Source organism: Sphingobium sp. SG1 (assembly GCF_057063145.1).
Genome location: NZ_JBVVOJ010000005.1, coordinates 301,811 through 319,852 on the forward strand (window position 1 = coordinate 301,811; position 18,042 = coordinate 319,852).

An 18,042-nucleotide genomic window follows, 5' to 3' on the forward strand; every position below is an offset into this window, starting at 1 on the left:
ATGGCCCGTTTCGCCTTCACCGTCGAATTTGACGGCCGCCCCTATATGGGCTGGCAGCGTCAGGCCCATGGCCCCAGCGTCCAGCAGGCGATCGAGGATGCGATCCATGCCGTCACCGGCGAGCGCGCGATCCTGCACGCTGCCGGCCGCACCGATGCCGGCGTCCATGGCCTGGCCATGCGGGCCCATGCCGATGTCGAAAAACCGCTGACGCCCTTTCGCCTGATGGAGGCGATCAATGCGAAGCTGCGGCCCCATCCGGTCGCGATCCTCGCCTGTGAGGAAGTCGCGCCAGACTGGCATGCCCGTTTCAGCTGCACCGGCCGCGCCTATATCTACCGCATCGCCAATCGCCGCGCGCCACTGACCCTGGAATCAGGGCTTGCCTGGCGGGTGATCCAGCCGCTCGACGCCGACGCCATGCACGATGCGGCGCAGATCCTGGTGGGCCATCACGACTTCACCACCTTCCGCTCGGTCCATTGCCAGGCGGCCAGTCCGCTGAAGTCGCTGGCGATGCTGGATGTGGAGCGACAGGGCGATCGCATCGCCATCCGGGCGGAGGCGCGATCCTTCCTCCATCACCAGGTGCGCTCGATGGTCGGCTGCCTCGCCATGGTCGGCATGGGCCGCTGGAGCGCCGATGACCTGCGCGATGCGCTGGAGGCACGCGACCGCGCCCGGCTGGCGCTCAACGCGCCGCCGGACGGTCTCTATTTCGTGCGTGCCGATTATAGCAGCGCGGTGGTCACCAGCTGATTCTTGCCGGCGCGCTTGGCCGCCAGCATCGCCTCGTCCGCGCGCGCCACGATGCTGTCCAGTTCGGTGTCATCGTCGGGGATCAGCGTGACCAGCCCAAAGCTGCCGCTGACACCGCCATGTGCGCCGCCCAGTTTCATCAATCCGACGCGCAGCGCCTCGCCCAGATCCGTGCCTTCCTCGTCGACCAGCAGCACGAACTCGTCGCCGCCCATCCGCGCCACGACATGGCGAGTGGCGAGCATATCCTCAATCAGCCGCGCCACATCGACCAGGCAGCGATCCCCGGCGCTATGGCCGAGACTGTCATTGAGCTGTTTGAACCCGTCGAGGTCGAGATAGATCAGGCTGACGGCGCGATGCGCCTCTGCTGCCTGCCGCAGCAAGGCCCGTGCCCGCACCACGAAGCCACGGCGGTTGAGCAGGCCGGTCAGCGGATCATGGATCGCATCGAAATGGGCCTGCCGCATCTCCGACAGATCCTCGACCACGGCGACATAGAATTCCGGCTCATCCCGCTCATCGCGAACCAGCGCCACGGTCAGGTTGATCCAGATCAGCGATGCGTCGGCGCGGATATAGCGCTTCTCCAGCGTATAGCGCTGCAACTCGCCCCGGTGCAGCCGGCCAAGCAGCGCGACATCGGCATCCAGATCATCGGGATGGGTGATCTGCTGGAAACCCAGCCGCATCAACATCGCGGCCGGATAGCCGGTAATCTCCTCGAAACGGGGATTGACGGTCAGGAAGCTGCCGTCGAGCGCGACATGGGCAATGCCGACCGGCGCGTGCTGGAAGGTCGCCTGGAACCGGCGCTCCGCATTGGCCAGATTGGCCTGAATTGTCTGCGCCTCCTGGCTCAGCGCCCGCGCGACATGGGTCAGGCGGTCGATCCGGCAGATCGCATCCGGGGTCATCACGGGATCGCGATCAGGAACAATGGACTGGGCGGAGGCGATGGGCACGATGGGCGACTATTCTTTCCTGACTGGCACGCTTCCTCCTGCGCCAGACAAGGTAAAGACTCTCTTTAGATTACATAATTTACTGGCTCCAGCCTATTGGAGCCGGGTGCGGAACGGGGTGAAGTCGGTGCCCGCATCATAGACGTCGAGCCCCTCGCGCCGCTTGAGGCCATTCACCACCACATAGGTGACCGGCGTCAGCACCGCTTCCCAGCCGACCTTCATCGCCCAGTTGGTGACCATCACGGTCAGCACCTGCGCCGTGGTCCAGTCGCCATAGAAAGCGAGCGGGTAGAAGAGCAGGCTGTCCACACCCTGCCCCACCACGGTCGAGCCGATGGTGCGCATCCACAGATGCCGTCCCTGGGTGATGATCTTCATCTTGGCCAGCACGAAGCTGTTGGCCAGTTCCCCCGCCCAGAAGGCGCAAAGCGAGGCAAAAACGATCCGCCAGGTACTGCCGAACACCGCCTCATAGGCTTTCTGGTCGGGCCAGCCCTCGGCCGGCGGCAAGGCCACCACCACCCAGCTCATCAGCGCCATGAACAGCATCGCGGCAAAGCCCGCCCAGACGCAGCGCCGCGCCCGTGCATAGCCATAGACCTCTGTCAGCACGTCGCCGATCACATAGCCAAGCGGAAAGAAGAGGATCCCCGCGCCAAAGGTCACGCCGCCCAGCGACGACAGCTTGGCCGCGCCGATCAGGTTGGACAGCAGCAATATGGCGACGAAGGCCGCCATGAAGAAATCATAATAGCGCAGCGGCCGTGCGCCCAGCACGGTCGCGTCGATTTTCCGGATGCCCGCATCGCTCATCCTTCGGTGCATATCCCGCCGACACACGATTGCAACGGCTGCGAAAGATTGCGCCGCGGCCCAAGCCCCGCTATCGCTCCCGCGCACGGCCCCGTAGCTCAGTTGGATAGAGCATCCGCCTTCTAAGCGGATGGTCGCAGGTTCGAATCCTGCCGGGGTCGCCAAATAATCCAGCAAAAACAATGAATTGAAAAGGCGGAAGATCGTCTCAGGCTGTCCAGCTACACCTTCGGGACACGGCTAGGACACGGTCGGCAGATCAGGGCACGGCTCAAGGACACGCCCCCGGTAACGATTCGCGTGCGGACATAAATGCTGACACACCTGACGCGGAAGAATCACCCGCCGCTCCAACGCCTTGAACCCGCACGACCCTTTCCACGCGACCGTTACGCCTAGCGATGCTATCGTCTCGTCGTAAGGAGAACTCGGGTGGACGATCACCTAAAAGCAGCAGCGCAGGCGTCGGCGATGACGAATTCGCAATTGATCGCGGTTCGTAATCGGATCGTGGACAGCAACGATTTGACTAGCCAGCAACAGGCGGTGATCGACGAGATCAAGCGTCGCGCGATCGACGCCTAGTGCGCAACGGCCCCGACATTGCGCTTACCATCGAGGCGTTCGTTCTGGCCGTGATGATGTTCGTCGCCGCGATCAGCGGGATCGTCCGACTGATCGACTGATCCGCGCAACCAATCGACGAGAACGGTCGTTTCATCCCGACCCGCACACCTGGAGAGACAAGCATTGCACCGCCCTGAAACCGATCCCACGACCCGCGCGACATCGTTTTTCGAGATTGATGGCGTGCTGGCGCTGGGCATCTTGTGCGGGGCGCTGTTCGCCGCCCTGGTGGGCTTGATGCGATAGGTCCGGAACCGATGCATCGAGACCTTCGTTTGGTAGGTTCCTCTGATATTCAGGACACCCTACCCCGCCAGCTTCGGCGGGGTATTTTTTGAAGGCGAGCGTTTGAAACCCGACCACCAATACGACCGCGACCGATCGTCGCTGGTCCTCAAGGTCCAGGCGATCTTTCTCGCTGCGATGATGATCGGATCGTCGGCCGCAGGCCTTTACAGCCTGCTCTAACACCCGCGTCAGGCTGGCCCTTGGCGCCAAGCGATCCCATTGCGGTCGCACCAGGCCGCATACGTCGTCGAACTGTTGGGCGAGATTTTCAGCCGAGGGTTCTGAAACCACATCTCGATCGTCCAGTCGGGATGCTGGTCGCGGACGGCGAGAACCTTCCTTCGGTCGTCTGCGAGAAAACGCCCCTTCGCCTCGATTATCCGCCGACCTTCGACATCGACGAAATCGGGCAGATAGGTGTGGGCGATGGTGTAGGGCAGCTTGATCGCTTCGTGCGCGAATTCGGCCGGGACGAGCGCGGCGCAACGGGCTTCGAATTTCGACCGGTAGCGCGGGGCGTTAGGCTTCATTCGTCGAAACCTTCGCGCCCGCAGAATCCAGCACTGGTGCCAGCGCAATCGCCTTTTGCGCCCCGGTCGGCCATCGCATGGCGACGCACCGGCCGCGTTCGATCCAGGTCTCGTTGACCGAATTCGACTGGTTTCCACCCAACACGCGGAGCAGCCGACCGTCCGCCGATACGCCCGTCAGAAACGCGACGTGACCGCCCCCAGGACGCTGGAACCGGACGATAGCGCCGAGATAGGCCTTTTCGACCGGTTCGCCGAAAGCGTCCCAAGACGATGCCCGGACGGCGATTTTCGGCGGCTGGAAACCAGCGTGGGAAACGACGTGCGCGGCAAAGGTGCCGCACCAGGCGGTTTCATCGGAATCGACGGCGATGCCGAGGATTTTGGGACCAAGGGACCGGACCCACGACATGATCGTGGGCGAATGCTTGGGGCCGACGATTTCGCGAACGCCCATCAGGGTGCGGGCATAGGTGAGCCAGGACGGCTCGAACGGTTGGGGACATGACCCCTATTTATTATGACGCAGGCGTAGCGATTACTTTACCAGCGCGCGATACAACGGCCGCATGCGACAATCCCCCTTATTTTTGGTCGGCGCGCTTGCGGTCGGTTTGGTGGGCGGGACGATGCTCCCGCGCAAAAGCCAGCCCCTCGCCGAAGCAAATGCACCCGAGGAAAATTGGACCCCTCGCGACACCATCCCCCGCGATCGGCCGATGTCAGCCGATGAACTAGATCAGCAGCAGCCATCTTCATCATCATCCGGTGGTGTCGCCCGTCCAGCCAATCCCCCGGTTCAATCCGGAGGCTCGACCTGGTCATATCGAAACTGTCGGGAAGCCCGCGCGGCAGGTGCTGCCCCGATCTATCGTGGCCAACCAGGATTTGGGGATCATATGGACGGAGACGGAGACGGCATCGCATGCGAGCCGTATCACCCGCGATAAGGCGATGGTTCGCTACCGACCAGATGCGCACGTCTGGTCATCATGCTCGTGTTTATGCTGATTGACCCTACCGCTCAGCCCGATAGGCTGCGGACGATCCCGGCCACAAACACCCCTTATATTCCCCCGAATATGGTGGGCCGGGATCAACTTACTTGAGGACCAGATTCAGACGGTCAGTAAGCGACCAACAGCGGCCCATCCCATCATCGTCACCCTGAACTTGTTTCAGGGTCCATTCCTCCCAGCAGACCAATGGCTTGTTGGGCCTGATGGATGCTGAAACAAGTTCAGCATGACGTTAGTGGAATGGCAGGAAACCACCCTTGCCAGGCGCTTATCGGGATGCCGTCACGCGCATAGGGGCATGCTGCGAGATAGGCGTCACAGCGATCTGAAAGCCGAAATATCCAGCGATGCCAATCGCAATACCGACCGCGATTTTCATGAAGCTGCCAGCTTCGATCCACCCCCGCGCCTTCCCTTCGACGGTCGTGCGCCACGTCTTGAGGTCGGCTAGATCGGCCTCGACGATGCGATAGCCGGGGATCATGGCCGCACGGTCGGCCTCGATCGTGCGAACAGCGCCCTCCACCGATGACAGCCGACTTTCGTGCGCGTCTTGGCGCTGGACGATGGCGGATAGGGTGGCCTGGATGCTATCCACTTTCCCTTCCAGCCGCCCGAGGATCAGGCTGGTGTCATCCACCGTTCGCAAGGCCGTCCGCAATAGCGACGATGATAGAACCGACGACACCGCCACCCGCGACGCGAATGATATTCGTTACGATGGCGGATCGGACTGGTGGGAGGTGCCACAGCCAGATGGCCGTAGCGCCGACCTTTTCCGCCACGCTTTTCAAACGGTCGATCACGCGGGCGATACCGGGAGCGTCGGCGTAAAGGTGCCAGCCGCCGACAGCGGCTCTTCACCGTCCCAACCCCGGCGCACGTTTTCCAAAGCGACCCGGCGCGTCTCAAGCTGCATGCGGATGCCCGACATGCTGGACATGGCTTGGCCGACCACCTGGGCGGTCGGATAGTCCTGCTCCAACGTCGCGCTCTGGGCGGCCGAACGAAGGGCGTCGATGTCGGCGATCAGCGCTTCAAGCGTCTGGATCGAAAATGCGTTGACCTCGCGAAGGGTCGTCTCTGCGGTAATGTCCATGCGCATATTTATCATTCGACGCAGACCACGCTGACCCGCTGACTTGGATTATTGCCGGTAGACAGGTTGCGCGTGATGTCAGCGCTGAACGTGCGCGCGGCGGTGGAGCGTTCGTCATCGACGTGGGTGAAGCTGCTGCTGTGGCTATACGTCCAGGTGATGCGGCCACCGCTGTCGCCGATCGTCGGACGCACACCGTCCAACGAGACGATCTTCGAACCGCCGCCCTGCGAGGCGACCAAGCCACCGTTTTTCCGCAAGTTCAGGACGATTTCGGCCGCCGACATGGTTTCCGTCTTCGATCCCTGATGGGTCAGGCCGCCGTCGCTGGAGGACGCACCGCCAAAAGCCGCTAGGGCAGCGTCGTATTGCTGCCGACCCTGCGTCGTCGCCGGATAAGTCGAAGTCACATCATAACTGTATACCCAACTTGTGTTGACGGTGACCTGGCCGCCATTGCTGCCAAAGGCGCCGGTCGTGGTCGAAGCGTTCGCTGCTGTCGCGCTGGAGGCACCGGTGCTTCGAAGCGTGCCCGCAAGCAAAGCGCCGCCGAAATACGTGGTGCCATCGACGCGAAGATATTCCTTCGCGTTCGCCTCGTTGCAATTGTTCAGGTCGCTGAAATATGGACCAGTCCAGCGCATGAAGCGGTTGCCACTTCCAAAAGGCGTCCCACCCCAGATCGACATCCATGACCCGCCATCGGTTGCGATCCACAGACCGTTTCGATACTCGGTGCGCGGACCACCGCCCGGCCGGACGATCTGGAAACGATCGGCGTTGATCGTCATCGACCCGGTCTGGCCATTGTTGGCCATTTCCCAGCCGCTGACGTAACCATTTACGTCAAGCTGGACAGCAGCACGGGCCAGCGCCTGATTGGCCTTTCCATCAACCGAAGTCACGGTTTCGCTGATCGTCGTGACCGCCGCTTCGTTCGAATAAGCGGTCATCACAGACCCTTGTTCGAATTTCACCTGGCGCCAGCCGATGACATTCACCGACGACCCATCGGCCTTGTAGTGGACCAGGCGCGCCACCGCCTGGGTGGCGTTCGCGGGAGCAGTTGCGGTCAGCTTGTGGACCTTCCGTCCTGCGTCGGTCGTATTGAAATCGTGACCGGAATAGTTCGGACTGCCCGACACCTGCGAAATCCAGTTCCCGCCGCTGTCGAGCCAAACGATCTCGGTGTAGCAGTGACCGCTACCGCCAAAGAGGACGTAAAGGCTGTCGGCGCTCAACGTATAAGGTGTGTTGCCAAACACCGGCACGCGCTCGCTGTCGATATAGGTGTGCTGACCAGACCAGTCGCCCGCACGATCCGTGATCTGACCCCACCCGCCAGATACGTGCGGATTCCAGCCGCCATGGGTAGCTGACCAATAATTCATGCCAGCCTGGAAGCCGCCATTTCGAAGCAAGTTCGGCGACCCGCTCTGAACGACCGTGGTCAAGTTCGCGAGCGTGGAATTCGTCGTCGCGATGGCGGTCGAATTCTGGGTGATGCTGGCTTGCTGCGCCGCCTGGGTGGTCGAACCGTTGCCAGGTGCGTAAGGGCTTGGACCGGCTGCTTCAGCGTAGGTCTGCCGCAGCATCGGATGGGTGTAGAACGCGTAGCTGTCGGTATAGCCCATCGACTGAATCGTGGGGTCTTTGACCAAGACAATATGGGCGCGCGCGGCGTTCGACGGCGCCTGAACCTTCGCCCAGCATCGCTTCCAACCATCGAGGCTCGTTCCGCCCTTTTCGGCGTCATGGTTCGACGAGATGTTATAATCCGACCGAATGCCGGTGCCGTTGGCGTCCTGCCAGTCGATCCGAATATAGGCCTGACAGCGGTGGGCCGCGATGTAGGCGCTGAACTCATACCAGCGATTGGCTTCGACAGCGATCTGATCGGTGTGCCATTGCGCCCAGTCGGTCGCGTTGCCGTTGGTCTGCCGAATGACCAAGGTGTGTTCGTTCGTCGGTCGCCAAGCGTCGCCGGAAATATCGACGCCATACTCGAATGGGCTGATGCCGGACGGGCTGTAGAAATTCCAACCCGCCGTTCCAGCCGCGAAGCTAGTTTCGTAAATCAGGTTGCCGCCACCGGTCGAATAGGTCGCTACCAGGCTAAGGGTATTGGCGACAGACGCAGCATCACGGCTAGCATCCGCCGCCGATCCTGCCGACCGTCCGGCCGCTGCTTGGCTGTTGTCGTTCGCAGCCTCCGCACGATCCGCCGAACCCGATGACGCGGTCGCTGAATTTCCAGCCTTCCCAGCCTCGATCTGGGCATTGCTGTAGGCGCTGGACGCTGCGTCCGCGCTATCCCTTGATGCCTTTTCGGACGTGATGTCCTCGACTGTGATGCCGGACATGTGCCACAGGCCATTCGGCGCGCCGCCCGTTGTCACGAATTCGAAAATCGGTTTCCAGAACGGTCTCCACGCGTTGGTGACCGTGAATTCGGCGCCGAATTCGGTAAAGCCAGGCGAATTGATCGCGACGTTGTTGACGGTGCCAGCGGGCGCCGCTTCGCTGGAATAGCCTACCGCAGAAGCGTCCCAATTGTTGTTGTCGGTGCCCAACGCCCAGAGGGCAACGGTCTGGCAATTGGTGGAATTGCTATAGAACCACGCGCGCACGCGATATCGACGGCCGACACTCTTCGGGATCGATTCCTTGAACGAAATTCGATTGTATCTGCCGCCCCGGCCACCAGCCTGCGCGGTGATATAGGGCTGCGGCCAGCCCGAACCAGGCCCGTAATCGAACTGAAAACCTGTCCCGTCATCGCCAAGATAGACATAAGCCGATTTGCCGACCGGCCCGACAAAGTTCGGGAAGCTGTTGGCAAATGTCTTATCGACGGCGTCAGCCGCAGTGGTCGCGCGAACTTCACTGGACTGTGACGCGCTCGCGTGCTGGCCAGCTTCGTCCGCCTTCGCCGTCGCTACTGCCGCGTTGTCGGCGGATGCCTGGGCACTCGCCTTCGACGCATTTTCCGACGTGATGTCTTCGATGCGGATCGACCGCCAGTTGACGCCATGGCCCGAAGCACCCGAGGGGCCATCACTGACCAGCACGGCGCGAGCGGCCTTCACATTGGCGGGAAGAAGGAGTTCGAAGCTGAAAGGCGTATACCACGAGCCAGCATTCGCCACGCCCTGGATATACCACTCGTTGCCGCCAGCGTTGTTGACGCAGTGGATGCCGATTTGGGCCTGATAGCTGCCCCACGCCTGGACTTCGCCCGACACACGGAAGCGCCGGTTCGACCAGTTTCCGGCGATCGGTTCGCCATCGTAGCTATCCCGGTCGTTTTGGGACAGGATATACTGGCTGATGTCGTTGGCGTAATAGACGCCGGTCGCGCCGGTCCAATCGCCCTTACCGGATGACGCGTCGAATTCACTACGGCTGACAATGTTGCCGGTGGCACGGTTCGCGGCAGTTCGGGCCGCAGACGCAGAAATTCCGGCCTGCTGGGTGGCAGTGGAGAGCGCCTGATTGACGTTGCTTTCGGAAGCGGCCGTTTGGTTGCGGAAACCTTCGGCGTCAGCCCTGGCGGTTTCTGCCCGGACACGGTTCTGTTCGACGGCCGCCGACTTTTGCGACACGTCGGTCTGGATCGCCGCGACTTCGCGTTCGCTTTCCGCCGCAGCGTCTGCGTGGCCCTTGGCGATGATTTCGCCAGTGACATCGCGCATTTCGAGCGATTTCAGGCGGAAGACGCCTTGTTTATCGATTCGGAAGAGCGGACGCCCCCACACGAAGCCAGCGTCGAGAAGTGCGTTCGCCGTCAGGTCCATCGTATGAACGGCCCAGCCGCTACCCCAACCCGCCTGGTTTGGGGCAATTGTGCAATTATATCCGCCCATGCCGCTGGCGCTTTCGACACCCTTGATCGCGGCGAGATAGAGCGCGCCATTGACCGGTGTTTCGTCTGCCTGCTGACCGACCAACTTCCAGGTGATCGTGACGCGGTATGTGTGGTCGCGGATTAGGAGGGCGCGTCCCTTCGACGTGATGTGCGGCGAAAAATGCGGGTTGTTGGCGACCTGGAGGACGCGGCCAGTGCTGGCGTCACTGTAGGGCGTGAAGCGGCCATCGTCGGCGAGCGAACCACTGGCACCGACCCATTCGGCCGACCAATTCGTGATGTCGCCGAAATCGGCGGGCATCATCGACTGAACTGCCGTGCTGGCGCTCAAGCGCGCGTTTTCGGAAGTGACGGCGCTGCGTTGAGCGTCATTTGCGAAGGTGGCCGCGTTGGTTTCGTGCTGGCCTGCTGCGCTGGCCGACTGTCCCGACTGATCGCGGGAAATGGCCGCCAGACGATCGGACTCGGCCGCCCGCGCTGCTGCGCCTTCCGTCGTTTCAGCCGCCTGGACGGTCTGGTCACGATAGCCTTTCGCTTGACTGTTCGCGGTCTGCGCGTCCGTCTTCGCAATAATGACTTCGTCGCGGATCGTGCCGGTCTGGGCGAGGATGTTGGCCGCATCGTCCCGCGCCTGTTTGGTCAGGGCAAGCGTCGCCGTCGAATTCTGGTCCGCCGCCTGGGCGTTCGAAGCGTGCTGCGCCGAAGCGTCCGCATTGGCTTTCGAGGTCGCGGTGTTGCCATAGGTGGCCTGGAGATCGGCCGCCGTTGACTTCGCCGTCGCGACATCCTGGTCCAGTTGGTTCAGCCGGATAGCGTGACCATCAACGGTCGTCTTGGTGCCCTCGATAATGCCGACCACCGTTTCGACCGGACGATCGCCGATGATCGTGCCGTTCGGCGCGCCGACGGTGGCTCCATCCTCCGGACGATTGTCACCGACGATCACACCCGCCGACCAGTCGATCGTCTGTTCGCCTGCCGTCGCGGTCAGGATTAGGGGATCGGATAGAACGCCCCGCACTGTGCGGTAGCGGATGGCGATTTCGTAGGCGGTGGATCGCGTGACCGACGTGATTTCGATGACGCGGGTGGATTTCGAATAGTCCCCCGCACTAGCCCATTCGACCGCGCCAACCGGACGATACTGAACCACGATCTGGGAAGCGTTGGGGTCATCGACCTCGCCTGCAACGACAATCGCGGGGATAGTCACGCCAGCCTTCGCGATTACCGTATCCGAGATCGACCAGGCGGTGGCATCGGGCGCGCCAGGATTGCTGGGATCGTAACCCGACAGCGCGGGCGACAGCGGGGGAACCTGCGACTGACCAAGGGCATAGGGATGTTTGCTGTCGGTCTCGGACTTCAACGACAGGTGGACGGTCAAATCAGCCGGATTGAATTCACGGCTGACGACCAGGCATTTCTGACCGTTGACCGCCAGTTCCGGCGCATCAAACGTGATCGCATCGCCGACCCGGACATTGAGCGCCCGCACTTTTGCAGCGACGTTGAACGTCAGAAATTCACGGCTGTTGCAGAGATCATAAGCGGCAAGCTGGTGCGCCTGGGCGGCCTGCTGAACGAGCGGCAATTCGATCTCGACGCTCTTCTTTTCACCGCCGTCGTCCGCGATCCATTGGGCGACCGACAGTTCTTCGCCGGAATACAGTTCCCAGTTTTGCGATTCTTCGCGGTAAGTCGGGACGATCGAATTCGCGCGGTCGCGCCAGGAATTCGAATTCATGATCTCGACATCACCGATGATATCGGAGGTCGTCAGGATGAACGTGCTGGCCTTGGGCGCATTGACCGAAACGGAGATTTGCGCGCCGCGCTGCACGGGCAGGCCGCCACCGGCCTGGAGGATGGTCGAGAGAACGGCGAACTTATCGTCAGTCGAAGATACGACACCGCCGACCTTCCAGCCGTTGGCGTCCGCGACGTTGGCACCGGCGACGAAAGCTGCGACATCGACCTCGCCCCAGCGCGCGCCAATCCCGTGAACTTTGACGCCGTTCTGATAACGGCCCAGCGTCCAATCTAGACCGGCAAGGAACGGGTTCTCGCTGAACGTCCAGGTCGCCGGATTGTCGCGACGATGCGGGCCAGAACCACCCGGATAGGTGGAATCTAGACGCGGGTCGTAAAGCGTCAGACCACGAAGCACCCAAAGCGACGCGGGAACGCCTTGGGGGAATTGGTCGGTGTCATAATCAAAAATGCTGATGGCGTGCGCGATGCCGGACAGCTTGCCGGGCGATCCGGGCAGCGGTTGCCCCGACGCTTGGGTGATGGTTTGTGGCGCCGGTGTCTGTCCGCGCTGCCAGCGTTGGGAAAGTTTGTTTCGGTATAGTTTCGAACCGCTGACGCCGGGCGTGGTCTGCACTGAAGTGTGCGGGTCACCGTAGAACGGCAGCGTAGTATCGCTGGCTGCGTAGCTTTCGATTCCGGCGATCGGGCCGATCGACAGCGCGGTGACGAGCGCGAGGTAACGGTTCTTTTTACCGTAGGACTGACGGTAAATAGCGCTGCCGCCCGTCGCGGTTCGACCGTAGGCGACTGGCACCGGCAGCTTGTCGTCGAGCTTGGTGTTTAGCTGTTGCCCCGCACTATCTGGCTTGGGCATTTTCATCGCGAGAGCGGAAATCGCGGTCAGCGCCAGACCGGTGACCGTGGCGACGGCGGCCCAGGTGACCGCTGTGGCGCCGATGGTGAAAGCGATGCCGAGGGTCGCGCCAAGCGCAGTCGCAACGCCGCCCACCGTGGCAAACGCCATCGCGGCGATAGGAAGAGCCGCAGGCATTAGCCGACCCTCCAGGCAACAGTGCAGACATGGGTGGGACCGAATTCACAGCGCGCGCCGGTCCCATCAGGATCAGCGAACCCCATGATCCGATCGCCCCCGACATGGACACCCAGCGCGGTCCATTCCGCCCCTTCCCTCCCACCGGGGAAGCCAATCAAATCGCCGACGATCGCGGACGCGGGTGGGATGCGGTCGAAGCCCATCGCATCGGCGAGGTCTTCCATGCTGTTCGCACCCAGCTTCTTGAGCGCCCGCTTCGCGCCAAGTTCGGTCGAATATCCCCGAGCCTCGTCGAGGCGCGTGTTCAGTCCGAGTGTGTGCAAATGATGCGCGGCCAGGCGGGCGCAATCTGCCTGCCCCCATTCGAAGGGGCGTTCGTGATAGGTGTCGATGGTGGTCTGGGTAGCGGTGACGCGGTCGATCAAATTCAGCATCGATTATTTATTCAGAACTGCGACGACGCTCCCTTCTGCTTGGCGATGGCGTCGGCGATTACCGACCAGCCCTTTCGGCTGTTCATCTCGACGCCCCAATAGGTCTCGGACAAAGCTGCGATGTTGAAGTCAAGGCCACTTTCGTCGGGCCAGACGGATCGATGCCACACGCCATTGAGCCGGATCGCTTCACTATCTGCGTAAAGGCGATCAAACGCAGAAACGGTTTCGACCTCGGCCGTCAGCGCACCTTCGCCAAGCTGCGTCCGCACAATGTCCAGGCGCCCCGTCCACATAAGTTCGGGCTTACCAATCGGCGCACCGGTCATCTCGTTTACGATCCCCCACCAGACCCTGACCGAACTGCCCTGGTGCTTAGGATGGGACAGGCTTCCCAAAGCGTTCGCCGATGGCGGGGACATAGTGAAGGTGAAGCGCGGGCTGTCGGTGGCGATCTGCTCCTGGATCGAAGAGGCAGCTATCAACGCGCCATACACAGGATCGCTGCCGTCAAAAGTGACGGGCTGGCCATCGACCGGAAAGGTGATTTCGCCCGATCCGTCGATGATGTTGACGACATAGCCGTCGGACAATTCGGCCCGGATCGCTGTAAATTGGCGGATATGGGCAGCGTCCAGCCCTGCCTTCATCGTGGCGTCCATTATCACTGGGCCTCCACGACGACGAAGCTGGTGCCCAGATTCGCGACCCGGCCGACCGTCCACGACTGGCTGTTTCCGTCGATGAAACCTTCGAGTTTGGGCGATCCGAATTCCAGCGTTTCCCCACCCGTCAGGCCGACCTTCAACATCGGCAGAAAGGTCAGGGTGGAACCAGCGACAGCGGTGATCTGGTGAAGGTAACGGACGCCATTTTTGACGACCGAAAAGAACTGGCCCACGAACTTGGTGGGGCCGCCACCGCTATGGACTAGGGTGCGCCCCGACGCTGCGCCGGTGACAGTGCCGCTCGAATAGGCGGTAAGATCGACACCGGTCTGGCGGACTTCGATCAGAACTTTTTCGGACAGGCCTGCCAAGAGGGCCGTGACAAACGGCCCGGCTTGGCGCGTCCGCATGGGTGCGACATCGACTTTATAGGACCAACGGTCGCCCATCCGGGCAATGCGCTGGCTCGGCCCGCCAAGGGTCGGATTGTGCTGGGTAGCGCTCGATTTGAGCGTGATCTCTGTCGAGGCTGCGACGAAATTTGAAGGGATGACGGTGGCCATCCCCTATTTATTTTGAACTCGATTATCCGCTATTTTGATGCGCTAGAGCCGGACTAAACGACCATTGACATTTATGCTGAGCCCCCTGCCTTCGGACCGTTCAGGCAAAGTGCCGTCTATGATCAATTCCGCTACCCGCATAGCCAGCCAATGAGCCGCCCTTTTTATTTCCGCACAATCGTCAACAGCTTTTTGAATATCAACGGCGTCCATTTCACGTCCGCGCCGGTAATCAACGCCTATGAAATTTTCACCCCCAGTGCCCCATACCGCGTGGACAACCATGTGTCGAGATTCATGGCCAGTGTTCAATGCATCACTTAAATCAGAAAACCTGGAGGTTACTTCCTGATCATTCAAACTTTGCAACCGCTCAGATAATCTAGTCAAGATCTGTCCAAACTGACACTTTTCAAGCCTTATCCAGTCTTGCTCCGATAGCACACACACTGCCCGCAAGACTGAAACTGTAGCCGATTTAGCTTGCGCTTCCAAAACGGTCGCTAGACCAATCCTCGCGAGATTTTCGTCGTCTAGCGCGATATTTCCACCTTTTGTGGGCCGTTCAATTGCCATACATCCCCCGAATGAAATTGAGTTCGGTGTTTGAAGGCTTGCACGTGCGGGAGCTATCGCACCAGTCGGTTTTGCTGCCTTGCCGCATTGTTCCGACTGGTCAGTTTCTGCGCCATCGCCACGGATTGCACCTGCGATTGCGTGATCTGCTCGCGCACCCAACTCGTCAGCACCGCGTCCTCCGCGTGGACGGTCGTGGCGAAGCTGATGTTCGTGCCACTGCCAGTCGATCCCGCCATAGCGCCTGATCGCATAGCGCCCGACAACAAGTTGTTCGGGACCACCTGTGCGCCGCGCGGCATGTAGACCAGTTCCGGCCCCTTTTCGCCGACCATCGACAGGCCACCGCCAAAGGAATTCGTTCCCTTCGCGTTCTTCGCCGGGCCGGTGCTGCTTTTCCCAAGCGATGCCTTGCCCAGCCCCTTCACGCCGAACGCGGCACCAATCGCCTCCAACACCACGAATTTCACGGCCATTTGGACCAAATCCGCAATGATCGATTTCGCCATATCCGAGAATGCTTCCTGGAGGGACTTCGCCCCCGTGATGGCGTCTGTGATCCCGTTCGTAATGTCATCCAGGCCACGGGTAGCGATCCGTCCGAACTGTTCTTCGAGCGAGCCGTTTCTTTCAGCGTAGTCGCGGACCTGCTGACCAATACCGCCGCGTCCGCGCCGGTCATCGCCCTGCTGACGCTCAAGATCGCCGGTCTCGTTACGCTTCTGTGTCGAACGGTTGGCTTCGGCGATCTGGCGCAGGCGATCGATTTCCGCTTTCGTCCAGCCAGCCTTTTCGCGGTCAAGGGCGAGTTGATCCTGCCCCTGTTTGAACGCCGCGTCATCGGCCTTTTGCTGCGCGGCGAGAGCCTGACGTTCATAGCTTTGGCGTTCGTCCAGCGTCCGGGCGAACTGCGCCAGAGATTGCAGGCGATCCGCATCCAGACGATTGGCTTCGACACCGAGATCGATCGCTGCCGCAGCCTGGTCGCGCCTGATCTGCTCCAATTCCTCTGCGCGCGCAGCGTCGAGATTGGCCTTCTTTTGCGTATATGTGCGCTCGGCCAACGCTTTCGCCTGGTCGGCCGCCGCAACTGTGATCCGCTTGTCACTAGACTGCTGGTCGGCTTGGGCGATGGCGTCACGCTTGTCCGCATCGAGCGCCTGAAGCGCGTATGTGTATCGCTCGGCCGCCGTTTTTGCGGACGCGGCGACAGCATCGCGATATGCGCTTTCCGCCTGCTCGATCGCGCGGGCACTGGCCGCACTATTGTCACGCGCCTTTGATCCGCCACCGCTGTTGGTTTTGGGATCAGGCGTTTCAGTCGGGGTCGGCTTGTAGTCGTTGGCGTCCTGCTTGCGGATGCGGCGATATTCATCGAGGGACCATTGCCGGTTTTGGTAGGCCTCCATCGACCGCTGATATTCCGGCGAATTCTTCCATTCCTCTTCTCGACGGGCACGGCTTTCGGCGCTTTCACCACGCGCGTTACGCGGACGGGCTGACATCGCGACTTCTTTGGCTGCGAGGAAATCGCTGTTTGCCTTCACATATTGGACGCCCGCCTGGGCCAGCGCGGCACGTTTGGCTTCGACTGCCAAGCGACCATATTCCGTAGCGAGAAGGCCCACCTGTCCGGTCAGCTTCGCGGTCTTCTCCAAAGCGCTGCGCTGGGCCGACGACATCGTATCTGTGGCGATCTTTGCCTTTGTTTCTGCGGCTTCGGCCTCTTTGCGCTTCTCGGTCAGGGACTGGATCGAGCGCTCCAGCTTTTCCGTCTCGACGGCCGCCTGGGTCGAAGAAACGGCGAGATAACCAAGCCCGACCGTCAGCGCGGTGATAGCAATGCCTACCGGCCCACCTAAAAAGCTGGTGGCCGTCGCCATCGCGGCCGAAAATCCCCGCACCGCCAGAGTGGACGCAACAGCGGCCCGACTGACCCCGTTCATCGCGGCGGCACGGGTGATCAGGGAGGCGGTATGACCACCAGACGCAGCGACATCGCGAATGGTAGCGGCCGTGGAAACGGCCATTGCGGCACCAGCACGGCCCAGAGCGGGCAGATAGGTGGAGGCGTATAGTCCGCCGACGATCAGCAGCGATTGCGCCACGGTGTCGAGGTTTTCGCTAAGATAGCCGATGCCTGCGGCCATCCGTTCCGTCCCACCAAGCGCGGCGTCGGTCGTGCCGATATATCGCGTCAATGCGGTGTGAAGGTTGGTCATGCTGGCCGCGACCGTCAGGGGCGCTTTGGCAGCTTGGCTTTCGAGGCTGGCTGATCCGGCTAGGAAACTGTCGAAGAAATCTTTGCTGGTCAGCTTGCCAGCCAGCATAGCGGCGCGCAGCTTCGTGACCGACCCACCGTAAGCGGCGTTACCGTTGGCGACCGCCTGTAGGATCGGCCGAGCGCCTTCGTTGATCGAATTAAATTCCTCGGCGTGGACGATCCCGCCCGCCAATGCCTGCGACATCTGCAACAGTGCGCCGCTGGCTTCTTCGGCCGACCCGCCCTGCACGCGAAGGGCCGCCGTGACGCCATTCGAGAACTGGAGCATCTGGGACTGACTGGCCCCAAGCGCCCCGGCAGATTGCGCCAGACGGCTGTAAAGCTGGCCCAACGGTTCCAGCGCGGTCCCGTTTTTGATCGCCGACTGATAAAGGGCTTCCTGAACCGTCGTCAGCGACTGGCCCGACAGTCCGGCAACTTTGAGACTGTTGGAAAATCGCGTCCAGGTCTCGGCCGCCGCCAGCGCTTCCCGCCCGGCGAACATCCCGGCGATCATCGTGCCGTAGGACTTCAACATCGGGCCAAGGCTGGCCATCTGGCGCTGCATGGTTCCGGCAAGATCGACTTGGGACCACGCGGTTTTGGCCTGCTGGGCAGCGCGCTTATGATCGGCGGCCATCTGTTGGGCCGCCCGTGCGTTGATGTTCTGAAGTCGTTTTAGTTCGCGCTCGAGGTCGCGTATGTTCGCCGAAAAGCGAACTTCCATGCTGTTATTACGGGCCATGAAGTATTTAGAA

Annotated in this window: 15 protein-coding genes, 1 tRNA gene and 1 pseudogene; 5 read left to right on the top strand and 12 right to left on the bottom strand. The window is 61.4% G+C overall.

Annotated features, from left to right (window positions below):
- Nucleotides 1–759, top strand: a complete 759-nt coding sequence (gene truA, locus AC0KVN_RS14230; protein WP_017503436.1) for a tRNA pseudouridine(38-40) synthase TruA — start codon at nucleotides 1–3, stop codon at nucleotides 757–759.
- On the opposite strand, the gene AC0KVN_RS14235 is transcribed toward truA, so the two are convergent.
- Nucleotides 732–1,724, bottom strand: a complete 993-nt coding sequence (locus AC0KVN_RS14235) for a GGDEF domain-containing protein (RefSeq protein WP_435568262.1) — start codon at nucleotides 1,722–1,724, stop codon at nucleotides 732–734. The genes truA and AC0KVN_RS14235 overlap by 28 nt on opposite strands.
- Before the next feature lie 93 nt (nucleotides 1,725–1,817).
- Entirely contained in the window at nucleotides 1,818–2,540 is a 723-nt protein-coding gene (locus AC0KVN_RS14240; RefSeq protein WP_004210843.1) for a queuosine precursor transporter, read from the bottom strand.
- Between the two features lie 87 nt (nucleotides 2,541–2,627).
- Here AC0KVN_RS14240 and AC0KVN_RS14245 point away from each other — a divergent pair.
- The 3 genes from AC0KVN_RS14245 (at nucleotide 2,628) to AC0KVN_RS14255 (ending at nucleotide 3,413) form a co-directional block, all read left to right on the top strand.
- Nucleotides 2,628–2,704: transfer RNA gene (locus AC0KVN_RS14245), tRNA-Arg, on the top strand.
- 268 nt (nucleotides 2,705–2,972) lie between these two features.
- Nucleotides 2,973–3,125 carry a hypothetical protein gene (locus AC0KVN_RS14250; protein ID WP_483656157.1) on the top strand — a complete coding sequence of 51 codons (153 nt, stop codon included), beginning with the start codon at nucleotides 2,973–2,975 and terminating at the stop codon, nucleotides 3,123–3,125.
- A gap of 165 nt (nucleotides 3,126–3,290) precedes the next feature.
- On the top strand, nucleotides 3,291–3,413 hold the full coding sequence (locus tag AC0KVN_RS14255) for a hypothetical protein (protein WP_483656158.1): 123 nt from the start codon (nucleotides 3,291–3,293) through the stop codon (nucleotides 3,411–3,413).
- A gap of 230 nt (nucleotides 3,414–3,643) precedes the next feature.
- Here AC0KVN_RS14255 and AC0KVN_RS14260 read toward each other — a convergent pair whose 3' ends face one another.
- The gene (locus tag AC0KVN_RS14260; protein WP_483656159.1) at nucleotides 3,644–3,985 is read right to left on the bottom strand and encodes a hypothetical protein; all 342 of its coding nucleotides are present in this window, start codon (nucleotides 3,983–3,985) and stop codon (nucleotides 3,644–3,646) included.
- A pseudogene (locus AC0KVN_RS14265) lies at nucleotides 3,975–4,457 on the bottom strand (TIGR02594 family protein); the annotation flags it as partial. The gene AC0KVN_RS14260 and the pseudogene AC0KVN_RS14265, both read right to left, overlap by 11 nt.
- Nucleotides 4,458–4,704: 247 nt before the next feature.
- Here AC0KVN_RS14265 and AC0KVN_RS14270 point away from each other — a divergent pair.
- A complete protein-coding gene (locus AC0KVN_RS14270; protein ID WP_081600937.1) occupies nucleotides 4,705–4,935 on the top strand; it encodes an excalibur calcium-binding domain-containing protein in 231 nt (76 codons plus the stop codon).
- Between the two features lie 337 nt (nucleotides 4,936–5,272).
- Here AC0KVN_RS14270 and AC0KVN_RS14275 read toward each other — a convergent pair whose 3' ends face one another.
- From AC0KVN_RS14275 to AC0KVN_RS14310, 8 genes are all read right to left on the bottom strand, one after another.
- Nucleotides 5,273–5,644, bottom strand: a complete 372-nt coding sequence (locus tag AC0KVN_RS14275) for a hypothetical protein (protein WP_483656160.1) — start codon at nucleotides 5,642–5,644, stop codon at nucleotides 5,273–5,275.
- A 162-nt stretch (nucleotides 5,645–5,806) separates the two neighbouring features.
- Nucleotides 5,807–6,103 carry a hypothetical protein gene (locus AC0KVN_RS14280; RefSeq protein WP_483656161.1) on the bottom strand — a complete coding sequence of 99 codons (297 nt, stop codon included), beginning with the start codon at nucleotides 6,101–6,103 and terminating at the stop codon, nucleotides 5,807–5,809.
- Between the two features lie 11 nt (nucleotides 6,104–6,114).
- Nucleotides 6,115–12,777 (bottom strand): hypothetical protein, encoded by a 6,663-nt coding sequence (locus AC0KVN_RS14285; RefSeq protein ID WP_483656162.1) that lies wholly within the window; start codon nucleotides 12,775–12,777, stop codon nucleotides 6,115–6,117.
- On the bottom strand, nucleotides 12,777–13,214 hold the full coding sequence (locus tag AC0KVN_RS14290; protein ID WP_483656163.1) for a DUF6950 family protein: 438 nt from the start codon (nucleotides 13,212–13,214) through the stop codon (nucleotides 12,777–12,779). The genes AC0KVN_RS14285 and AC0KVN_RS14290 overlap by 1 nt, the downstream gene beginning before the upstream one ends.
- Nucleotides 13,215–13,225: 11 nt before the next feature.
- Nucleotides 13,226–13,864: a hypothetical protein gene (locus AC0KVN_RS14295; protein WP_483656164.1), complete on the bottom strand. Its 639-nt coding sequence runs from the start codon at nucleotides 13,862–13,864 to the stop codon at nucleotides 13,226–13,228.
- Nucleotides 13,865–13,878: 14 nt separating this feature from the next.
- A complete protein-coding gene (locus AC0KVN_RS14300) occupies nucleotides 13,879–14,445 on the bottom strand; it encodes a hypothetical protein (protein WP_483656165.1) in 567 nt (188 codons plus the stop codon).
- Nucleotides 14,446–14,487: 42 nt separating this feature from the next.
- Nucleotides 14,488–15,021 (bottom strand): hypothetical protein, encoded by a 534-nt coding sequence (locus tag AC0KVN_RS14305; RefSeq protein ID WP_483656166.1) that lies wholly within the window; start codon nucleotides 15,019–15,021, stop codon nucleotides 14,488–14,490.
- A 53-nt stretch (nucleotides 15,022–15,074) separates the two neighbouring features.
- Nucleotides 15,075–18,029 carry a tape measure protein gene (locus AC0KVN_RS14310; RefSeq protein WP_483656167.1) on the bottom strand — a complete coding sequence of 985 codons (2,955 nt, stop codon included), beginning with the start codon at nucleotides 18,027–18,029 and terminating at the stop codon, nucleotides 15,075–15,077.
- Between the last annotated feature and the right edge of the window lie 13 nt (nucleotides 18,030–18,042).